At 70.6% G+C, this 16,642-nt stretch carries 14 protein-coding genes and 1 other RNA gene; 7 read left to right on the top strand and 8 right to left on the bottom strand.

Features of this window, described 5'->3' with window-relative positions:
- Nucleotides 1-6 precede the first annotated feature (6 nt).
- Nucleotides 7-1,383, bottom strand: a complete 1,377-nt coding sequence (locus VNJ48_RS03385) for a hypothetical protein (RefSeq protein WP_325599112.1) — start codon at nt 1,381-1,383, stop codon at nt 7-9.
- Nucleotides 1,384-1,558: 175 nt separating this feature from the next.
- On the opposite strand from VNJ48_RS03385, the gene VNJ48_RS03380 reads away from it, so the two are divergent.
- From VNJ48_RS03380 to VNJ48_RS03360, 5 genes are read left to right on the top strand one after another with little or no spacing between them, the layout of a single operon-like run.
- A complete protein-coding gene (locus VNJ48_RS03380; RefSeq protein ID WP_325599110.1) occupies nt 1,559-2,518 on the top strand; it encodes a glycosyltransferase family 2 protein in 960 nt (319 codons plus the stop codon).
- Nucleotides 2,515-3,219 carry a class I SAM-dependent methyltransferase gene (locus tag VNJ48_RS03375; protein WP_325599109.1) on the top strand — a complete coding sequence of 235 codons (705 nt, stop codon included), beginning with the start codon at nt 2,515-2,517 and terminating at the stop codon, nt 3,217-3,219. Before VNJ48_RS03380 ends, VNJ48_RS03375 begins: the two co-directional genes overlap by 4 nt.
- A complete protein-coding gene (locus VNJ48_RS03370) occupies nt 3,216-4,136 on the top strand; it encodes a lysylphosphatidylglycerol synthase domain-containing protein (RefSeq protein ID WP_325599107.1) in 921 nt (306 codons plus the stop codon). The genes VNJ48_RS03375 and VNJ48_RS03370 overlap by 4 nt, the downstream gene beginning before the upstream one ends.
- A gap of 34 nt (nt 4,137-4,170) precedes the next feature.
- A complete protein-coding gene (locus tag VNJ48_RS03365; protein WP_325599105.1) occupies nt 4,171-5,394 on the top strand; it encodes a hypothetical protein in 1,224 nt (407 codons plus the stop codon).
- Nucleotides 5,385-6,935: a DUF2142 domain-containing protein gene (locus VNJ48_RS03360; RefSeq protein WP_325599178.1), complete on the top strand. Its 1,551-nt coding sequence runs from the start codon at nt 5,385-5,387 to the stop codon at nt 6,933-6,935. Before VNJ48_RS03365 ends, VNJ48_RS03360 begins: the two co-directional genes overlap by 10 nt.
- Here VNJ48_RS03360 and mptB read toward each other — a convergent pair.
- From mptB to map, 6 genes are all read right to left on the bottom strand, one after another.
- Entirely contained in the window at nt 6,828-8,285 is a 1,458-nt protein-coding gene (mptB, locus tag VNJ48_RS03355) for a polyprenol phosphomannose-dependent alpha 1,6 mannosyltransferase MptB (protein ID WP_325599103.1), read from the bottom strand. The two genes, VNJ48_RS03360 and mptB, sit on opposite strands and share 108 nt — an antisense overlap.
- 67 nt (nt 8,286-8,352) lie before the next feature.
- Nucleotides 8,353-8,811 carry a hypothetical protein gene (locus tag VNJ48_RS03350; protein WP_325599101.1) on the bottom strand — a complete coding sequence of 153 codons (459 nt, stop codon included), beginning with the start codon at nt 8,809-8,811 and terminating at the stop codon, nt 8,353-8,355.
- The gene (locus VNJ48_RS03345) at nt 8,811-10,109 is read right to left on the bottom strand and encodes a M1 family metallopeptidase (protein ID WP_325599100.1); all 1,299 of its coding nucleotides are present in this window, start codon (nt 10,107-10,109) and stop codon (nt 8,811-8,813) included. Before VNJ48_RS03345 ends, VNJ48_RS03350 begins: the two co-directional genes overlap by 1 nt.
- A complete protein-coding gene (locus tag VNJ48_RS03340; RefSeq protein ID WP_325599099.1) occupies nt 10,106-14,065 on the bottom strand; it encodes a Pls/PosA family non-ribosomal peptide synthetase in 3,960 nt (1,319 codons plus the stop codon). Before VNJ48_RS03340 ends, VNJ48_RS03345 begins: the two co-directional genes overlap by 4 nt.
- 25 nt (nt 14,066-14,090) lie before the next feature.
- Nucleotides 14,091-14,470: RNase P RNA component class A (gene rnpB, locus VNJ48_RS03335), an RNA gene on the bottom strand.
- A gap of 15 nt (nt 14,471-14,485) precedes the next feature.
- Nucleotides 14,486-15,361, bottom strand: coding sequence for a type I methionyl aminopeptidase (gene map, locus VNJ48_RS03330; protein ID WP_325599097.1), 876 nt, complete (start codon nt 15,359-15,361; stop codon nt 14,486-14,488).
- Here map and VNJ48_RS03325 point away from each other — a divergent pair.
- A complete protein-coding gene (locus VNJ48_RS03325; RefSeq protein WP_325599095.1) occupies nt 15,360-15,596 on the top strand; it encodes a hypothetical protein in 237 nt (78 codons plus the stop codon). The two genes, map and VNJ48_RS03325, sit on opposite strands and share 2 nt — an antisense overlap.
- A 12-nt stretch (nt 15,597-15,608) precedes the next feature.
- Here VNJ48_RS03325 and VNJ48_RS03320 read toward each other — a convergent pair whose 3' ends face one another.
- Nucleotides 15,609-15,938 carry a hypothetical protein gene (locus VNJ48_RS03320; RefSeq protein WP_325599093.1) on the bottom strand — a complete coding sequence of 110 codons (330 nt, stop codon included), beginning with the start codon at nt 15,936-15,938 and terminating at the stop codon, nt 15,609-15,611.
- Here VNJ48_RS03320 and VNJ48_RS03315 point away from each other — a divergent pair.
- Nucleotides 15,928-16,575: a hypothetical protein gene (locus tag VNJ48_RS03315; protein WP_325599091.1), complete on the top strand. Its 648-nt coding sequence runs from the start codon at nt 15,928-15,930 to the stop codon at nt 16,573-16,575. The two genes, VNJ48_RS03320 and VNJ48_RS03315, sit on opposite strands and share 11 nt — an antisense overlap.
- Nucleotides 16,576-16,642: the final 67 nt, after the last annotated feature.

The following is a 16,642-nucleotide window of genomic DNA, read 5'->3' as shown; positions in this document are numbered from 1 at the left end:
CGGAGGCTACAACACACCGGTTGACTGAACGGGGGCTGACGTACGAACCGGCGTCGGAGCATCCTGCTCGAGGATGCGGAGCAGTCGCGGGGACCGCAGGAGGCGTACGGCGATGAGCGACACCAGCAGGGCGCATGCGGCCAGCGGAAGCAGGTCAAGGGGTCGTCGTAGGAGCGCGTCGAGGAACGCGTTGCGCCACCACACGTCGGCGACCGGGACGTAGAAGCTGTCGAGCACTGCGCCGGGCGCGATGAGCACGACCTGGAGCACGGCGACCGGTGTGAACCAGCGCCGCGCGCGGTCCGACATCATGTGCGCACTCAACGCGAGGGCGGGCGCAAGGCTGACGACGAGCTCCAAGCTCGTGCGGTAGGAGTAGAAGTGGTCGCCGCCGCTGAACCGATTCAGGACGGCCTGGCTCAGCAGGTAGGACCCGCCGCCGGCTGCCAGCCAGCGGCTCCAGTCCGGAAGCTCGCGCCGGTTGCGCCACGCGGCTGGCACGAGCAGCACGAGCAGCGGCGACCACCAGAGCAGGCCCCGGTCGGCCGAGACCACGAAGCCGAGGTAGTTGGCAAGGTGCAGGACGTTGTCGGCAGCGCGTTGGCCGAAGTCGCCGGTTCGATAGCCCGACGTGGGGTCCCAGGAGCCGTACATCCATCGAGTCCAGACAGATACGAGAGCGAGCATCGACCCGGCGGCCGTCCCTACGCGGACCGCGATGCCAGGACGACGACGTGCCCACGCCAGCCCGAGCCCCAGCACCCCGCAGATCAGCGCGGCGTGCAGCCGTCCCCACAGAGCCACACCGCCGAACAGCCCGACCAGCCACCACCGACGGCGGTCCGCTGCCCATGCCATGCCCAGGATCCCGAGGGTGGTGAGGGTGTGCGGCCACATCGCGTCCGCCGCCACCGCCCACACGGGGCTGGCGAAGCCCAGCAAGCCGGCCGCGACGAGGGCGGTGCGGGATCCGGTGCGGTCGCGCAGCAGCAGGAACAGCAGCATCACCGAACCAGCACTGAGGAGGGCCGCCGCGAGCCCGCCCGGGACGGCGCTGATCGAGGTGGGCCGCAGGATTGCGTACGCAGGCACCGCCGCGGCGATCACGCCGGGTGCGCGCCCCACCGCCTCCCGGCCGTCGGCGGTCTCCACGATCCAGGTCTCGCGGATGGGGTTGTCGTCCAGCAGAGGGAAGTCAGAGATGTCCGGCACTGGTTCACCCGTCCGGGCGATGTGCCAGGCTGCGAAGTCCGCGGAGAAGGCGTCGGGGCTCGGATTGGTGCTCACCGTCAGCCCGTAGACCAGGGCACAGACACAGAACAGGACCGCCGGCAGGACACATCGGATCACCCGCGGTCGCGGGGAACGACCGTCGGCTGGCATGGAGGTCATTGTCCAGTCGAGCGTGGCTCGCGACGAGCGGCGTAGCAGACGCTCGCCCATTATTCGTCGGGCCGACACCTTGAGGCCCCCGAGCGGGCACGCCCCCGCGCCAGTCTCGCCCGGACCGAAGCTGTTAGACCACCGGATCCCTGTGAGGCCACGCGTGAAGCTCGTCGTGCAGATTCCTTGTCTCAACGAGGAGGAGACCCTCGCGCTCGTGCTGTCCTCGATCCCGGTGTCGATCCCCGGCATCGACGAGATCGTGGTGCTCGTGATCGATGACGGCTCCACGGACCGTACGTACGAGGTCGCCCTGGCGCACGGCGTCACGCAGTTCGTCCGTCACCGCGGCAACCAAGGGCTGGCTCGGTCCTTCACCGACGGCATCGACCACGCCCTCGCCCTCGGGGCCGACATCGTGGTGAACACCGACGGTGACAATCAGTACCCCCAGGAGCGGATCGCGGACCTGGTGCAACCCATCCTTCGTGGCGAGGCCGACATCGTGGTCGCGGACCGACAGGTCGCGCTGATCGACCATTTCTCGCCGTCCAAGAAGGCGCTGCAGCGTCTGGGATCGTCGGTGGTCAATGTCGCCGCCCGTACTGAGCTGCCCGACGCTGCCAGCGGCTTTCGTGCCTACTCCCGCGAGAGCCTCATGCGCCTCAACACCGTGACTCGTTTCTCCTACTGCATGGAGACGATCATCCAGGCGGGCAACAAGAACCTCGCGATCGTCAGCGTGCCCGTCCTCACCAACGCCAAGACTCGCGAGTCACGTCTGTTCTCCTCGACCCGTCAGCACGTCTTCAAGTCGGCGGCGGCGATCGTCCGCGCCTACATCATGTATCGGCCCTACGTGATCTTCGGTCTGATGGCCAGCCTCTTCGGCATCCTCGGCCTGCTGCCCTACGTGCGCTACGCGTTCCTGACCGCCGCCGGCGAGGGGGGCGGGCACGTGCAGTCCCTGTTGGTCGGGGCCGCGCTCATCGTCATGTCATCGCTGTGCCTGATGCTCGGCATCATCTCCGACCTGATCCGCACCAACCGCGCCCTGATCGAGACGAACCTCGAGCACACCAAACGCGCGCGCTTCGACATCCTGCGCGTGCCCGACATGGCAGACCTCCTGTGAAGGGCGCGTACGTCCGGTGCGTCCGAGCGGCCGGTCCGCCGGCGCGCGCCATGGGCGTGCTCGGCGCGCTCGAGCAGCGGGCCCCGCGCTCGCGGACGGCGACCTGGTTGGTGTCGTTGTTCGCCATTCACGACGTGGACGGGCTGGCCCGACTGGACATCCCGTGGTGGACCTTCGACTCCGCAGACCAGGTCGCGGCCCACCTCCACGCGCACCCGGGCGCCCGGGTCTTCGAGTGGGGCTCAGGCGCGTCCACCCTGTGGCTGGCAGCGCGCGCCGGGTCGGTGCACTCCGTCGAGCACCACGCGGGCTGGGCAGACGAGCTCACCTCGCGGCTCCCCGCAAACGTGACCTTGCAGGTGGTGGAGCCACGGGTGGCCGCGACTCCGCGCGTACCGTCCGCCAAGCCCGGCCACGACGGGCTGGACTTCGCCGACTACGTCGCGGCCATCGATGGCGTCGGCGGCACCTTCGACGTCGTCGTCATCGACGGCCGGGCCAGGGAGGCATGCCTGGCTCGCGCCGTTGAGCGGCTCTCCCCCGACGGGCTCATCGTCTTCGACAACGTCGACCGTCGTCGCTACCTGGAGGCCATCGACACACTGGGCCACCGACTCGTGATGACCATGACGCGAGGTCTGACTCCTGCTCTGCCCTACCCGACTCGGACTGCCCTGCTCCGCCCCATCGGTCCCGCATGACGCGTACGCACGCCATGCGAGGTGCTCGCATCGTCTTCGTCCTTCTCACCGTGGCTCTGGCGTGGTGGGGGTTTCGCGGTCGATGGGACGAGATCGGTGGTGTGGTGGCCGACACCGGGCCTGCCCGGCTGGTCGTGGCGATGGGCTGTGCCGTCGGGGGGCTGGTGCTCACCGGCGTGGTGTGGCGGATGCTGCTGACGGCGCTCGGTCCACGCGTGGAGCCGCGCGAGGCGGCAGCCGTGTTCTTCGTCGGTCAGCTCGGCAAGTACGTGCCCGGCTCGGTCTGGAGCTTCGCGGCGCAGGCTCAGCTCGGTCGCAGGTGCGGGGTGCCACCGAGGTCGAGTGTGGCCGCGTCGGCCCTGTTCCTGGTGATCCACGCCGTCAGCGGGCTGGTGCTCGGCGGCGTCCTCGTTGCAGCAGGAGCCATCCGTACGGACCCGGGCGTGGCCTGGTGGCTGCTGCTCTCCGCCGCCGGGGCGATCGCGCTGTCCCCGCCCCTGCTGAGGGCGGTCGGCGACCGCGTGGCCGCTGCAGGCGTGCGGACACGCTTCGACGGCACTGACCTGGTCCGCAGCCTCGCGCTGATGACGGGCGTGTGGGCCTGCTACGGGACCTGCCTGTGGGTCCTGATCCCGTCCGCCCGCACGGACCCCCAGGACCTGGTGGCCGCCGTCGCCGCGTTCGCGCTGGCGCACACGGCCGGGGTGCTGATGGTTCTCGCTCCGGCCGGCGTCGGGGCGAGGGAAGCGGTGCTCATCGTGCTGCTGGCGCCCGCGGTCGGCGTCCCCGCCGCTGCGGCGGCTGCTCTGCTCGCGCGCCTGACGCACTCGGTCGCCGACTTCGTGCTCGCGGCCGGTGCGGCGGTCTTGGTACGAGGAAGCCGCTCCCCAGAGGTCGTCGGTGTCCACGACCAGTAGGCCCGCGACTGGTCAGGTACGGCGACGTGCTGGCGTGGCCCTGGTCGTCGGGGTCGTGGCAGCGGCGTACCTCGCGTTCGTCGGCGCCCGGCTCGTCGTCTTCGACGGCGACCCGAGCGGCTTCGTCACCGCCGGCGAGCTGACCACCGATGCGGCCGCGGCCCCCGACCACCTGCTGGTCACCAGCGGCACGCGCGGATACGACGGTCAGGCGTACTTCCGACTGGCGCGCGACCCGCTGACCAATGACGTCACCGCGGACGGGATCACCTTCACGCGCCCGGCCTACTGGCAGTCGCGGATCGGCTACCCACTGGCGGCGTGGGTGGTCTCGGCCGGCGGCCACGGGCCGTGGGTCCCCGGCGCCATGGTGGCGGTCAATCTGCTCGCCGTGGTCGCCCTCGTCCTTCTCGCGGCGCGATGGGCTCTGTCCCGCGGTCGCAGCGCGTGGTGGGGCGCCGTCCCGGCGGCATGGGCGGGGTACGTCGTCGGCGTCGGGCAGGACCTCACCGAGCCGCTGGCGGGGGCGCTCATGCTCGCTTCGCTGTATGCGATGCGGGTGGGCTCGTTCGTGCCTGCCGCCGTCGCGCTGACTGCCGCTGCCCTGACGCGGGAGACAACGCTGGTCCTTGCCGTCGCGGTTCTCCTCGGATCGATCGCATCGCTCTCGCAGGGCGCCGGGTCGCGGCCGGGTCGCACGATCCCGCCGTGGTGGGTCGGCGCTGTCCCGCTGGTCGCCTACGCCGGGTGGCGGTGGTGGGTCCGGGCGCGCTGGTCCGACCAGGTGCCGGACCCGCCCTCGGACAACCCCCTCGGGGCGCCGCTGATGGCGCTGCTGGATGGTCTGGCTCATGGTCTGACCCACCTCGGCGCGCAGTGGCCCAACCTCGTGCTCCTGCTGCCCACGTTGGCTGCCCTGGTCCTCGCCGGGACCGCCTTGCGGTTCCGTGAGGAGCCGCTGCACGAGCGCATTGCCCTGGCCGGGTACCTCCTCGTGCTGCTGTGCCTGCCTGTGTGGGATCGCGGTCAGGCCTATCTGCGATGGGGTTGTGAACCGATGCTCCTGGGGTGGCTGCTCCTCGTCGGTCGGCCGCGCTGTGCCGTACGGACCGAGAGCGCGAGAACGGGCGGTCGCGACGACCTGTCCCTGGCTGCGCTGTCGACCCTGAGCGTCGCCGTGTGGCTCGTCGCCGCGACCCAGAGCGTCGGCTACCCGCGCCTCGACGGACCCTGGAGCGCGTGGTGGACATGGTCGTGATGGCACGCGCGGCATCCCGGCTCCGAGGGGGCGCTGCGCACCACGTACGCCGATTGGCCCATCACCCGAGCGCGGTGCCGCTGCTCGCCGCGATCCTGCTCGTGCTCATCGGCACCCAGATCGCGCTGGTGTTCAAGGTGCCGAGCTGGGGCAACGACGAACCGGCTCACGTCGGCTACGTCGCGTCGCTCGCGGAGGGACGTCTGCCGACCATCGAGACGAACATCGTCGACGACCCGGCTCGATTCCCGGGCACGGCCGGTGAGTTCCGCGGCTGGGACGAGGAGCACGGCGACATCTGGACCGCCAACCACCCGCCGTTGTTCCACCTGGCGATGGTGCCCGCGTGGTGGGTCGCCTCCGATCATCAGACGGCGATGATCATCACGATGAGGTTGGCGAACACGCTGGGCTTCGCGGTGTGGCTCTACCTCGTCGGTGCGGTGGCTCGCGAGCTCGTGCCTCGGCGTCCCGCGGTGTCCGCGCTCGCGGTGGTGGTGGCTGCGGCCCCGACGATGGTGCTGCGATCGGCGTTCTTCGTCAACGACGGCTGGGCAGCCGCGTCGGCGCTGTTGCTGTTCTTGATGACGGTCCGGATGCTGCGCGGTCGCGTCACATCGCCGCTCCTCATCACGGCCGTCGTGGCGGGGATCGTGGCGGCGGGCACTCGGGCGCAGGGAGTGCTGGCAGTGGCGGTGTGCGCCAGCGCCCTGCTCGTCGTGATCAGCCGACGCGACGGTTGGCACCGTGGCGTGGGTGTCTTCGCGGCCGTTGGAGGGATCCCGGCTGCGGCCGTCAGCTGGTTCTACCTCCGCAACCTCCGCCTGTACGGCGACCTCACCGGCCAGGACGCACTGCTGGACAAGTTCGACCGGTCTCCGGTGACCGGCCTGGACCAGATCGACGACATCCCCGGCCTGGCCGAGCCGGCGCTCGCCACCGGGATCGCACTCGCCGCTGCGCTGGTGCTGGTGCCAGTGTTCCTGGTGCGATGGGTGCAGCGTCACGGGTGGCGCCTGGACGCTGCGTGGGCGCTGCTGGTCATCCATGCGCTGGTGACCGCGCAGAACGTCGTGGCGTTCCTCGCCATCGGAGGCGGCTTCCACGACCGCTACCTGATGCAGATCATGCCGGTCCTGGCCACCGCGACCGCCCTGGGCATGCTCGAGGTCGGGAGGTGGTGGTCCCGCGCGCGCCTCGACCCGGCGGCCGCGGACCGCCGGGACTGGTGGACGGCATCCGGATGGTCAGCGCTGCTGCTCGTGTGGTTGGCCGGCGCCGTCGCGTGGCTCGAGCACCACTACGTGTTCAGCCGGCAGACCAGCTCGCCGGTCGACGGTCTCCTGCCTGACGCGCTCGTCGTGCTCGCGCTCGGGGCCGGGGCGGCCCTCCTGGCCGTGATGGTGGGGCAGGCGCGTGCTGGCAGTCGTCTGTCACGGGACGGCGGACGGCAGCCAGGAAGCGGCGGCGATCCTGTCGATGCGCTCGCGGGCGCTCCGGGTCGCCAGGAGCACGAGGACGAGTGCCGTTGCCAGCAGTGACCCGACGACGATGGCGACGTAGGCGCCGTGCAGCGACGAGTCGAGGGGCGCGACCACGCCGGAGATGACTGCCGCGGCGAGCAGTCCGACGGCGCCCGTCCGCGGCAGACGAAGGACGGCCAGGAACGGCAGCGCCCACAGGAAGTACCACAGGTGCACGACAGGGCTGAGAAGGAGCACGGAGCCCATCAGCACGGCCGTGGCGGACACGGCGTGCGCCCGACTCCCCGTCGGCCATCGCAGGGCCACCCGCAGGGTGATCACGAGGGCGGCCAGCATGGCGAGGCGCCGCACCAGCTCGAGGAACGTGCCGGGATCGAGGCCGGTCCCCAGCCCGCCTGCGAGCAGGTCGAGGAAGCCACCCGCCACCGTGGGCATCGAGAGTGGCCCATTGACGGTGCCCGGGACCCCGAGCGCATGCACCCAGCCGACACCGAGCCCTGCCATCACGCCAGGGACGACCAGGGCCCCGATCGCGACGGCAGCGACTCCACCCAAGCGGCGTACCCGGAGGGCAAGGCTTGCTCCGACCGGCAGCGCCAGCAACGCGACGCCGACGCAGACGAGGCCGCCGGGAAGCTTGACAGCGGCCGCGAGTCCGCCGAGTGCCGCGCCCCACACCCAGCCGCGCTCGACGGTCAGCACCAGGGCTGATGTCATCAGCCCGACCATGACCAGGTCGTTGTGCAGCCCGCCGACGCCGTGAGCAAGCATCAGCGGTGAGCAGAGGACGACGGCGGAGGCCAGGGCCGGGTTCGTGCCGGTCCACTGCGCGAGTCGAGGCACCGACCAGGCCAGCAGCGCCAGCCCCACCAGCGCGAAGCAGCGGTGCCCGACCACGAGCACCCAGGGGTTGCCGGTCAGCCCCGAGACAGCATCACCGAACATCAACGGCAGCGGCCCGTACGGCGCAGCCGTCTCCATCCAGCGGGGGTCCACCCCCTGGACGATCGGTCCGGTGAGGACGCCCGGGCCGTGCTCGTAGGGGGAGATCCCATAGTTCGCCAGCACGCCCTGGGCGGCATAGGACCAGCCGTCCCGGGAGAACAGCGGGGGTGCGATCACGAGCGGGGCCGACCACACGATGGTGGCGTGGCGCACCAACGCCAGGGCGTCCTCACGCTCGGCGCCCTCGGCCCGCGCGACGTGTCGGCACAGACGCAGCCACGCGGCGGCGTAGAGGGCCAGACCGACCAGCACGACGGCGAGCCCGGTCATCCTCCCGGCCTCGGAGCCGCGAAGTGATGGCAGCGACGTCGTCTGCAGGAGGGCCGTCGACCCGGGCAGCGTCGAGATGACGAGTCCCCCGAACAGCACCAGCAGGCCGCCGAGAAACCCTCGAGTCACCATGCGGGGAGGCTAGGTCCGGTTGCCGACGCGGTCGCCACGACGGGGTGAACCCGATCCGAACATCCGGCTAGGGGAGGACGGCCAACGCGGCGACGTACCCCTCGGGGGCGTCCACGTCCCACCAGCGCTCCTGCGCGAGCACGACCGCCGGCATCGGGGTCGCAAGCCCGGTGCCGCGGGCCTTGAGGACGGCCTCCTTGCGAGCCCACGCCCGCGCGAGGTCACCAGCTTCACCGGGGGCGTGCACCAGCGTGGGAAGCACCTCGATCACCGCCGTCTCGACATCGACCCCGACCTCCCGAGCTGCGATCGCGGTGAGCAGGTGTGGGCCGGAACGCGACAAGGACACCTGGACGGGCTGACCGGCGTGGCGCAGCCATGGTCGTCCGTGGTCGGAGCTGCCGCAGGCCGGGCACAGTCGTCCCGACGTGACGGTCCCGGGCCCGAGGACGGTCTGTGCGTGGGTCGCGAGGGCGGCGGAGGCACTGGTCGAGGCGTCGTGCCAGAGCAGGTGCCCCTCGTCCATCAGGCAGGGAGGTCGGGCAGCTCGGGCGTCCGGAGCCAGGCACCGAAGAGGTCGTCGTGCGACTCCCCGCTGATCTCGGCTGTGAGCGCCTCGAAGTCGGCCGTCGTTGCGTTGCCGCCGGCGTACCTCTCGACCCAGCTCTGCAGGATGTCGAAGAAGTCGTGGTCACCGACCACCTGACGCAACGCGTGCAGCGTGAGGGCGCCACGCTTGTAGACCCGGTCGTCGAACATCAGCGCTGGACCCGGGTCGGCGAGCAGCAGGTCCTGATCGAGTGTGGCCAGCACGCCGTGGTGGTGCTCGGCCCACCAGGTGGCGCTCTCCCGCCCGGACTCCTCGGACCACAGCCACTCGGCATAACAGGCGAACCCCTCGTGCAGCCAGATGTCACGCCACTCGCGGAGGGTCACGGCGTTGCCGAACCACTGGTGTGCCAGCTCGTGGGCGACGAGCCGGACGCCGTCCCAGTCCGAGGTGGCGAAGTTGCGCCCGAAGGTCGAGAGGGACTGCGACTCCAGCGGGATCTCGAGCGGATCGTCGGTCACGACGACCGTGTAGTCGTCGAACGGGTAGGGCCCGAACACCGACTCGAAGAACTCCATCATCGCGGGCTGCTGGCCGAACGACGCGTCGTAGCCCTCGCCGATCAGGTCCGGCGGCGCCACCACGACCACGCCGAGGCCGAGGTCACGTCGCTCGTAGCGACCGATCTGCACGGTCGCGAGGTACGGCGCCATCGGATGCGGCATCTCCCACGTCCACTCGATGACCGAGCCGCGCTGGCGCTGGTCGACGAGCTGGCCGCACATCGCGACGTAGTAGTCCTTCGGGGCGGCCATGGTGATGGCGTACGTCGCCTTGTTGCTCGGGCGGTCGTTGCAGGGGAACCACGTCGGTGCGCCGTGCGGCTGGGCAGCCACGATGACGCCGTCGGTCAGCTCTTCCCAGCCGGCGTCGTCGAGGTCGCGAGCCTTCAGCACACCCGGCGAGCCGGCGTACTTCACCCGCACCTCGAACTCCTGGCCGGCCGACAGGGCGGCAGGGATGCGCAGACGGTGACCGCGGTGCGTGTATCGCGCCGGCACGGAGTCGAGCCAGACCTTCGCGACGCGCAGTCCGGCGAGGTCGAGGGTGACGGCTTGGGTGTCGGTCAGAGCCACGCAGGAGAGCACGGCATCGCCGTCGAGGCGGTTGCCGAGGGGCTTGTAGGCGAGACCCAACGAGTAGCGCGTGACGTCGAACGAGTCGTCGCCATGGTCGGGGAGGTAGCACCCGCTCGATCCGGGCTGAGTGCTCACAGTGCCTCCCAAGGGCCGATCGGGTTGCCGATCCAGCAGGTCCGGGAAGGCACACCCTCCCCGCGCATCACGAGAGACAGCGGGCCCACGGTCGCGTGCCGACCAATCGTCGCGGCGGGAAGGATAACGCTGTTCGGTCCCAGAGTCGCACCCGCCATGAGGGTGACGGTGTCCATGCTGAGGACCCGGTCGTGGAACAGGTGCGTCTGCACGACGCAGCCCCGATTGACCGTGGCCCCGTCGTCGAGGGTGACCAGGTCGGTCTCGGGCAGCCAGTAGGTGTCGCACCAGACGCCGCGCCCGACGTTCGCGCCGAGCAGCCGGAGCCAGACGTTGAGCGCGACCGTGCCCTGCGCAGGCGCTGCGAACCATGGCGCCGCCAGCACTTCGGTGAAGGTGTCGGCGAGCTCGTTGCGCCAGACGAAGGACGACCACAGCGGGTGGTCGCCGACCTTGTGCCGGCCGACCAGCAGCCACTTCGCCGCCACCGTGACGAGCGCTGCGGCGAGCCCGGCGGCGATCAGGACCGGTCCTGCGAGGAGTACGGCGAGGCCCGGGTGCCACGCCGCGAGCGCGAGCAGTGTCACCCCGACCGTGAGGTTGACGAACGCCAGCAGAAGCAAGGGCACGACCCGGGCGGTCTCGACGAGGCCGCGCGCCACCTTGAGCCGGGTCGGCGGCGCATAGGTGCGGGTGTCGTCGGCCTTCCCGGCCGTCCGCCGCAACCGGGTGGGCGGGCTGCCGACCCAGCTCGACCCGGCCTTGGCGACGTCACGCGAGGGGGCGGCTGAGAGGACGGCGACGAGCGACTCCTTGGGGACCTTGCGACCGGGTGCCGCCATGCCGGAGTTGCCGACGAAGGCTCGCTTGCCGATCTTCACCGGGCCGACCCGGATCCAGCCCCCGCCGAGCTCATAGCAGCCGACCAGCGTGTCGTCGGCGAGGAAGGCGTGCTCGCCGACCGTGGTGAACTTCGGGATCAGCAGCACCGTCGAGGCCTCGACCCCCGGGCCGATGCGGGCACCGAGCATCCGGAGCCAGACCGGCGTCAGGGCACTGGCATAGAGCGGGAACAGCCACGTCCGAGCCTCGTCGAGGACACGCAGCGTGCTCCAGATCCGCACGCCGGTGCCGGACCGGACGCGGTGGAATCCGGGTTCGAGGCCCAGCGCGAGGAGCCGCACGAGGACCCAGATCATCACGATCAACAACGCATAGCCGACAAACGCCGCCAACGGCACCCACGGCAGTGCGCTGCGAGCAGCGTCGCCCAGGCTCTCCGCGTCGCGCACGACCGGCAGCAGCACAAGGGCCCCGAGCAGGACCGCGACGGCGGGCAACGCGGCGATCACGGCCGCCATGGCGCCGTACAGACCGAGCCACACCCGTCCTGTGCTGGCGACGCTGTCGGTGGGGGCGCCCTGCCAGGGGCCGCGCGCCTCGACGCGGCGGAGCTCGGCGGGAGAGCCGGCCCAGAACTCGCCGGCGGGCACGTCGCCCTCGACGAGGGAGCCGGGAGCGATCTCCGCGTCCTCGCCGACCGACGCACCCGGGCTCAGCGTGCAGCGCGCGCCGATGCGGGCCCGCGCGCCGACCGAGATCGGGCCGACGTGGATGACGTCACCGTCGATCCAGTGGCCGGCCAGGTCGACCTCGGGCTCGATGGCTGCGCCCTCGCCGAGGGTGAGCAGGCCGGTGACCGGTGGCAGCGTGTGCAGGTCGGAACCCTTGCCGATCTCGTTGCCGAGCATGCGGGCGTAGAACGGGAACCACGGAGCACCTGCGAGCGACGTCGCCGCGAGCTCGTCCTGGATGCGCTCGGCGAGCCAGATGCGGAGATGGATCTTGCCGCCGCGGGGGTGGGCGCCGGGCCTGAGGGGGAGGAGGACGCCGCGGGCGAGCAGCGCCGCGACCATCATCCGGCCCGGGGGAGCGAGGAAGAACCAGGTGGTCAGGACCAGCACCCAGGCCGGCATCGTCGGCAGCCAGTCGAGGTCGAGGACAGGTCCCACGACGGCCGAGCCCAGGAGCAACCAGCTCACCCAGCGAAGGCCGGCCAGAGCGCGGAGCGGGATCAGCGCGAGTAGCTGCCCGGCCTGGCTCTTGAGCGGCAGCGGCCGGACGTCGCGATTGCTGACCACCTGGCTGCCGACCAGGGCGGGCAGTACGTCGGCGAGGGCGGCGATGCTGGGGTTGGCGTAGACGTCGCCGACGACGATCTCCGGGTAGCGCGCACGGATGCGGCTGACGACCTGGGCGGCCGTGAGCGAACCGCCGCCGAAGGCGAAGAAGTCGTCCTTCGGACTGGTCACGTCTGCGCCCAGGACCTCGGCCCAGATGTCGGCGAGCCACTGCTGGACCTCACTCAGAGGCACGGCCACGGGTGCGGTCTTGGGCAGCGGCCACGGCAGCGCGTCCCGATCGACCTTGCCGCTCGTGCGGGTGGGCATGGCGGCAACCACGGCGAGACGAGGGACCAGGGCCGCCGGGAGCCGGCCGCGGAGAAGCTCCTGGGCGGTGGCCGGGTCGTAGGACGCGTCGACCGTCAGATAGCCGACGAGCAGGTTGTTGCCGCTCTTCGTGGTCCGGACCGCCGCAGCCGCTTGACTGACCCCGGGGAGCCGCAGGAGCTGTTCGTCGATCTCGCCGAGCTCGATGCGTCGGCCGCCGAGCTTGATCTGGTCGTCGAACCGACCGGCGAAGACGAGCCCGAGCGGGTCGTTGCGGACGATGTCTCCGGAGCGATACGCCCTGTCCCAGCCGAGGCTCGCCATGGGGGCGTACATCTCGGCGTCCTTCGCGGGATCGAGGTAGCGCGCGAGCCCGACGCCGCCGATGATCAGCTCGCCCGTGTCGCCCGCGGCGACCGGGGCGCCCTCGCCATCGACGACAGCGAGGTCCCAGCCGTCGAGCGGGAGCCCGATCCGAACCGGTTCGGTGCCGTCGAGCCGGGCGCCGCAGGCCACGACTGTCGCCTCGGTGGGGCCGTACGTGTTCCACACCTCGCGGCCCTCGCGCTGCAACCGCTGGGCGAGCTCGGGCGGGCAGGCCTCACCGCCCATGATGAGCAATCGCACCTTGTCCAGCGACGACGTCGGCCACAGCGCCACCAGGGTCGGCACGGTCGAGACCACGGTGATCGCGTTGGCGACCAGCCACGGTCCGACGTCCACGCCGCTGCGCACCAGCGATCGTGGTGCGGGCACGAGGCAGGCGCCGTACGCCCAGGCCAGCCACATCTCCTCACAGCTGGCGTCGAAGGCGACGCTGAGCCCGGCCATCACCCGGTCGCCGGGGCTGATGGGTTCGTCGACGAGGAACATCCGCGCCTCGGCGTCGACGAAGGCTGCGGCGTTGCGGTGGGTCACCGCGACGCCCTTGGGCTTGCCGGTCGAGCCGCTCGTGAAGATGACCCACGCGTCGTGCGCTGCCGTCGGATCGACCGGGGTCTGCGGCGCCGCCCGGTGCGCGAGCCCGACCGCGATCCGACTCTCGATCTGCAGGTCGTCGCCGATCACCGCAACAGCCTGCGACTCGTCGAAGACGACTCGCGCCCGTTCGTCGGGATCATCGGCGTCCACCGGGACGTAGGCAGCGCCCGCGCAGAGGATGCCCAGGATCGCGACGTAGAGGTCGGTGGTGCCGGACTTGATCCGGACGCCGACCTTGTCGCCGATCCGGACCCCGATCTCGTGCAGCTCTGCGGCGACGTGGTCAGCGGCCTCGGCGAGCTCGGCGTAGGTCAGCACCGCGACGCCGCTGTCCACGGCCGGGCTCTGGGGCACGAACGCCGCGACCTCCCGGAAGATGTCGACCAGGGTGCGCGGAGCGGACGCGCGATCGCTGGCGAGCAGGGCAGGGAGCAGGGTCGGCACGCGGGCATTGTGGGGCATGCCGGTGACCGACAGGTGTCCTGCCCACGACTGGGCCGGCACCGTGGTGAGCGTTGGGATCATGTGTGGCACGTCAGGGGCGGTAGGGCGAATGGGTTGGCCTGTAGGCCGGGTTCTGTCCGCCCGGTCGAGCCGGGCGGGGCGATCATCCATCTAGGGGAGCCGTTGCCGACCCCCTCAAGCGATCTACCCGTGTGCTCGGGCGGGCCGCCCTCGGACGCACACTGTCTGATCTTGCTCCTGGTGGGGTTTACCGAGCCGCTCCGGTCACCCGGAGCGCTGGTGGTCTCTTACACCACCGTTTCACCCTTACCGCCCGGCAAGCCGGGAGGCGGTCTGTTTTCTGTGGCACTGTCCCGCGGGTTTCCCCGGGTGGCTGTTAGCCACCACCGTGCCCTGTGGAGCCCGGACCTTCCTCGACCCGCCGCACGTTGCCGTACGGCGAGGCGCGATCGCCCAGCCAACCCATTCGCTGGGGGGAGTCTAGGGGTGGGTCAGGACTTCGGCACCGTTCGGTGTCACGAGCAGGGTGTGCTCGAACTGCGCGCTGCGCTTGAGGTCGCGGGTGACAACGGTCCAGTCGTCGTCCCACATCGTCCACTCGTGCGTGCCCAGGTTGAGCATCGGCTCGATGGTGAACGTCATCCCGACCTGGATCTCCTCGGCGTGGTGGTCGGAGTCGAAGTGCGGGATGACGAGCCCGGAGTGGAAGCTGGTGCCGATGCCGTGGCCGGTGAAGTCGCGGACGACGCCGTAGCCGAAGCGCTTCGCGTAGGCCTCGATGACGCGGCCGATGATGTTGACCCGGCGTCCGGGTTTGACGGCCTTGATGGCGCGGTCGAGGCACTCCTTGGTGCGCTCGACCAAGAGCCGCGACTCCTCGTCGACGTCGCCTGCCAGGAAGGTGGCGTTGGTGTCGCCGTGGACGCCGTCGAGATAGGCGGTGATGTCGATGTTGACGATGTCCCCGTCCTCGACGACCCGGCTGTCGGGGATCCCGTGGCAGATGACTTCGTTGACGCTCGAGCACAAGGACTTGGGGAATCCTCGGTAGCCCAGCGTGGAGGGGTAGGCGCCGTGGTCACACAGGAACTCGTGGCCGATGCGGTCGAGCTCGTCGGTGGTGATGCCCGGTGTGACGTGTGAGCCCACCAGCTCGCGTGCCTGGGCGGCGAGCCTGCCGGCCACCCTCATCTTCGCGATGGTCTCCGCGTCCTTGACCTCAGAGCCCGTGAAGGGAGTCGGGGCCGCCTGGTCGACGTATTCGGGACGCTCGATGGCGGCAGGCACGGCTCGGCGGGCAGAGATGACGGCGGGGGCTACAGGACTCACGTCGGCGAGTGTAGTTTCTCCATGCATGAGCGAGAGCGAGCACTGGTTCTGTCTGACCCACCACACCGTCGAGGGGGCAGACGGCTGTCGCAGCAAGGACCGCCTCGGCCCCTATGCCTCCGCCGAAGAGGCCTCGCGCGCACTCGAGAAGGTCGCCGAGCGCAACGAGCAGTGGGACAACGACCCGGCCTGGAACGACGACGGTCCGGGGTCCGGCGACGGGCCTGGTGACGGCCTCGTCGACGGAACCCCGGACCACTGACGTCGGGTCGTCCTACTTCTTCTTGTTCTTCTTGCTCTTCTTGTCCTTGTTCTTCTTCGAGCCCTTGCTCACGGCCTTGCCGGCGACCTTGCCTGCCGTGTCCGCGACGGTCATCCCCATGGTGGCCGCCTCGGTGATCGCCTTGAGAACTTCGTCGGCGATGCGGCCGGCGAACTCGCGCGCCACGCGCTCCGCCGTGTCCTGAGCGATCTTCTGGACGGCGACGGCCGAGTCGACCACCTGCGCGCCAGCGGCCGCCGCGAGTCCGACGGGCGTACGCCGCAAGGCAACGCTCGCCGGCGCAGTCGCCGCGGCCGCGACCTGGCGCGCCGTGACGTCCACCGGGTTGGGAGCCTGGCTCCTCTTGGCGGCAGAGCTCTTGGTGGCGGTGGAGCTCTTCTTCGCGGTGCTGGTCTTCTTGGCGGCTGCCGACTTGGTGGCGGTGCTCGCCTTCGTCGCCGTGCTGGTCGCCTTCCTGGCGGTAGCGCTGGCCTTCTTGGCCGGCGACTTCTTCGCGGTGGTCTTCTTCGCGGTGCTGCTGGAGGACGAGGACGACTTCTTCGCCGGTGACGTCTTCTTCGCGGTGCTGCTGGAGGACGACGAGGACTTCTTCGCCGGTGACGCCTTCTTGGCGGTGCTGCTGGAGGACGACGAGGACTTCTTCGCCGGGGACGCCTTTTTCGTGGTGCTGCTCGCGCTGCTGGTCTTCTTGGCCGGGGACGACTTCGTCGCGGTGCCACTGCTCGAGCTGGTCGTCTTCGCCGCCGGAGCCTTCTTGGCAGCCGTCGAGCTCGTCGACGACGAGGTGGTCGAGGTCGATGCCGAGGACGGCGCCGAGCTTCCCGGGTTGCTCGAGGACGGCGTGCTCACCGGGGTGCTCGAGGACGTCGTGCTGCTTGCCGGGGTGGTCGACGAGGACGGCGTGCTGGCCGGGGTGCTGGACGTCGACGTCGTGCTCGTCGGGGTGGTCGGGGTCTGACTCATGGATGAACTCTCCTAGGCGCAAAGGTGGCTGAGCCTCTGATCCTGCCTGTGCTGGCAAGCGA

The organism is Nocardioides sp. (assembly GCF_035576065.1).
In the GTDB taxonomy this organism is placed as follows: Bacteria; Actinomycetota; Actinomycetes; order Propionibacteriales; family Nocardioidaceae; genus Nocardioides.
This window is presented reverse-complemented; position numbering and strand designations above follow the sequence as displayed.

What these genes read in the sequence shown, in the direction of transcription:
- VNJ48_RS03360 (WP_325599178.1), top strand. Translation starts at nt 5,385, where the DNA reads ATGGTCGTGATGGCACGCGCGGCATCCCGGCTCCGAGGGGGCGCTGCG.
- VNJ48_RS03340 (WP_325599099.1), bottom strand. Translation starts at nt 14,065, where the DNA reads ATGATCCCAACGCTCACCACGGTGCCGGCCCAGTCGTGGGCAGGACAC.
- mptB (WP_325599103.1), bottom strand. Translation starts at nt 8,285, where the DNA reads ATGGTGACTCGAGGGTTTCTCGGCGGCCTGCTGGTGCTGTTCGGGGGA.
- VNJ48_RS03370 (WP_325599107.1), top strand. Translation starts at nt 3,216, where the DNA reads ATGACGCGTACGCACGCCATGCGAGGTGCTCGCATCGTCTTCGTCCTT.
- VNJ48_RS03350 (WP_325599101.1), bottom strand. Translation starts at nt 8,811, where the DNA reads ATGGACGAGGGGCACCTGCTCTGGCACGACGCCTCGACCAGTGCCTCC.
- map (WP_325599097.1), bottom strand. Translation starts at nt 15,361, where the DNA reads ATGCATGGAGAAACTACACTCGCCGACGTGAGTCCTGTAGCCCCCGCC.
- VNJ48_RS03385 (WP_325599112.1), bottom strand. Translation starts at nt 1,383, where the DNA reads ATGCCAGCCGACGGTCGTTCCCCGCGACCGCGGGTGATCCGATGTGTC.
- VNJ48_RS03325 (WP_325599095.1), top strand. Translation starts at nt 15,360, where the DNA reads ATGAGCGAGAGCGAGCACTGGTTCTGTCTGACCCACCACACCGTCGAG.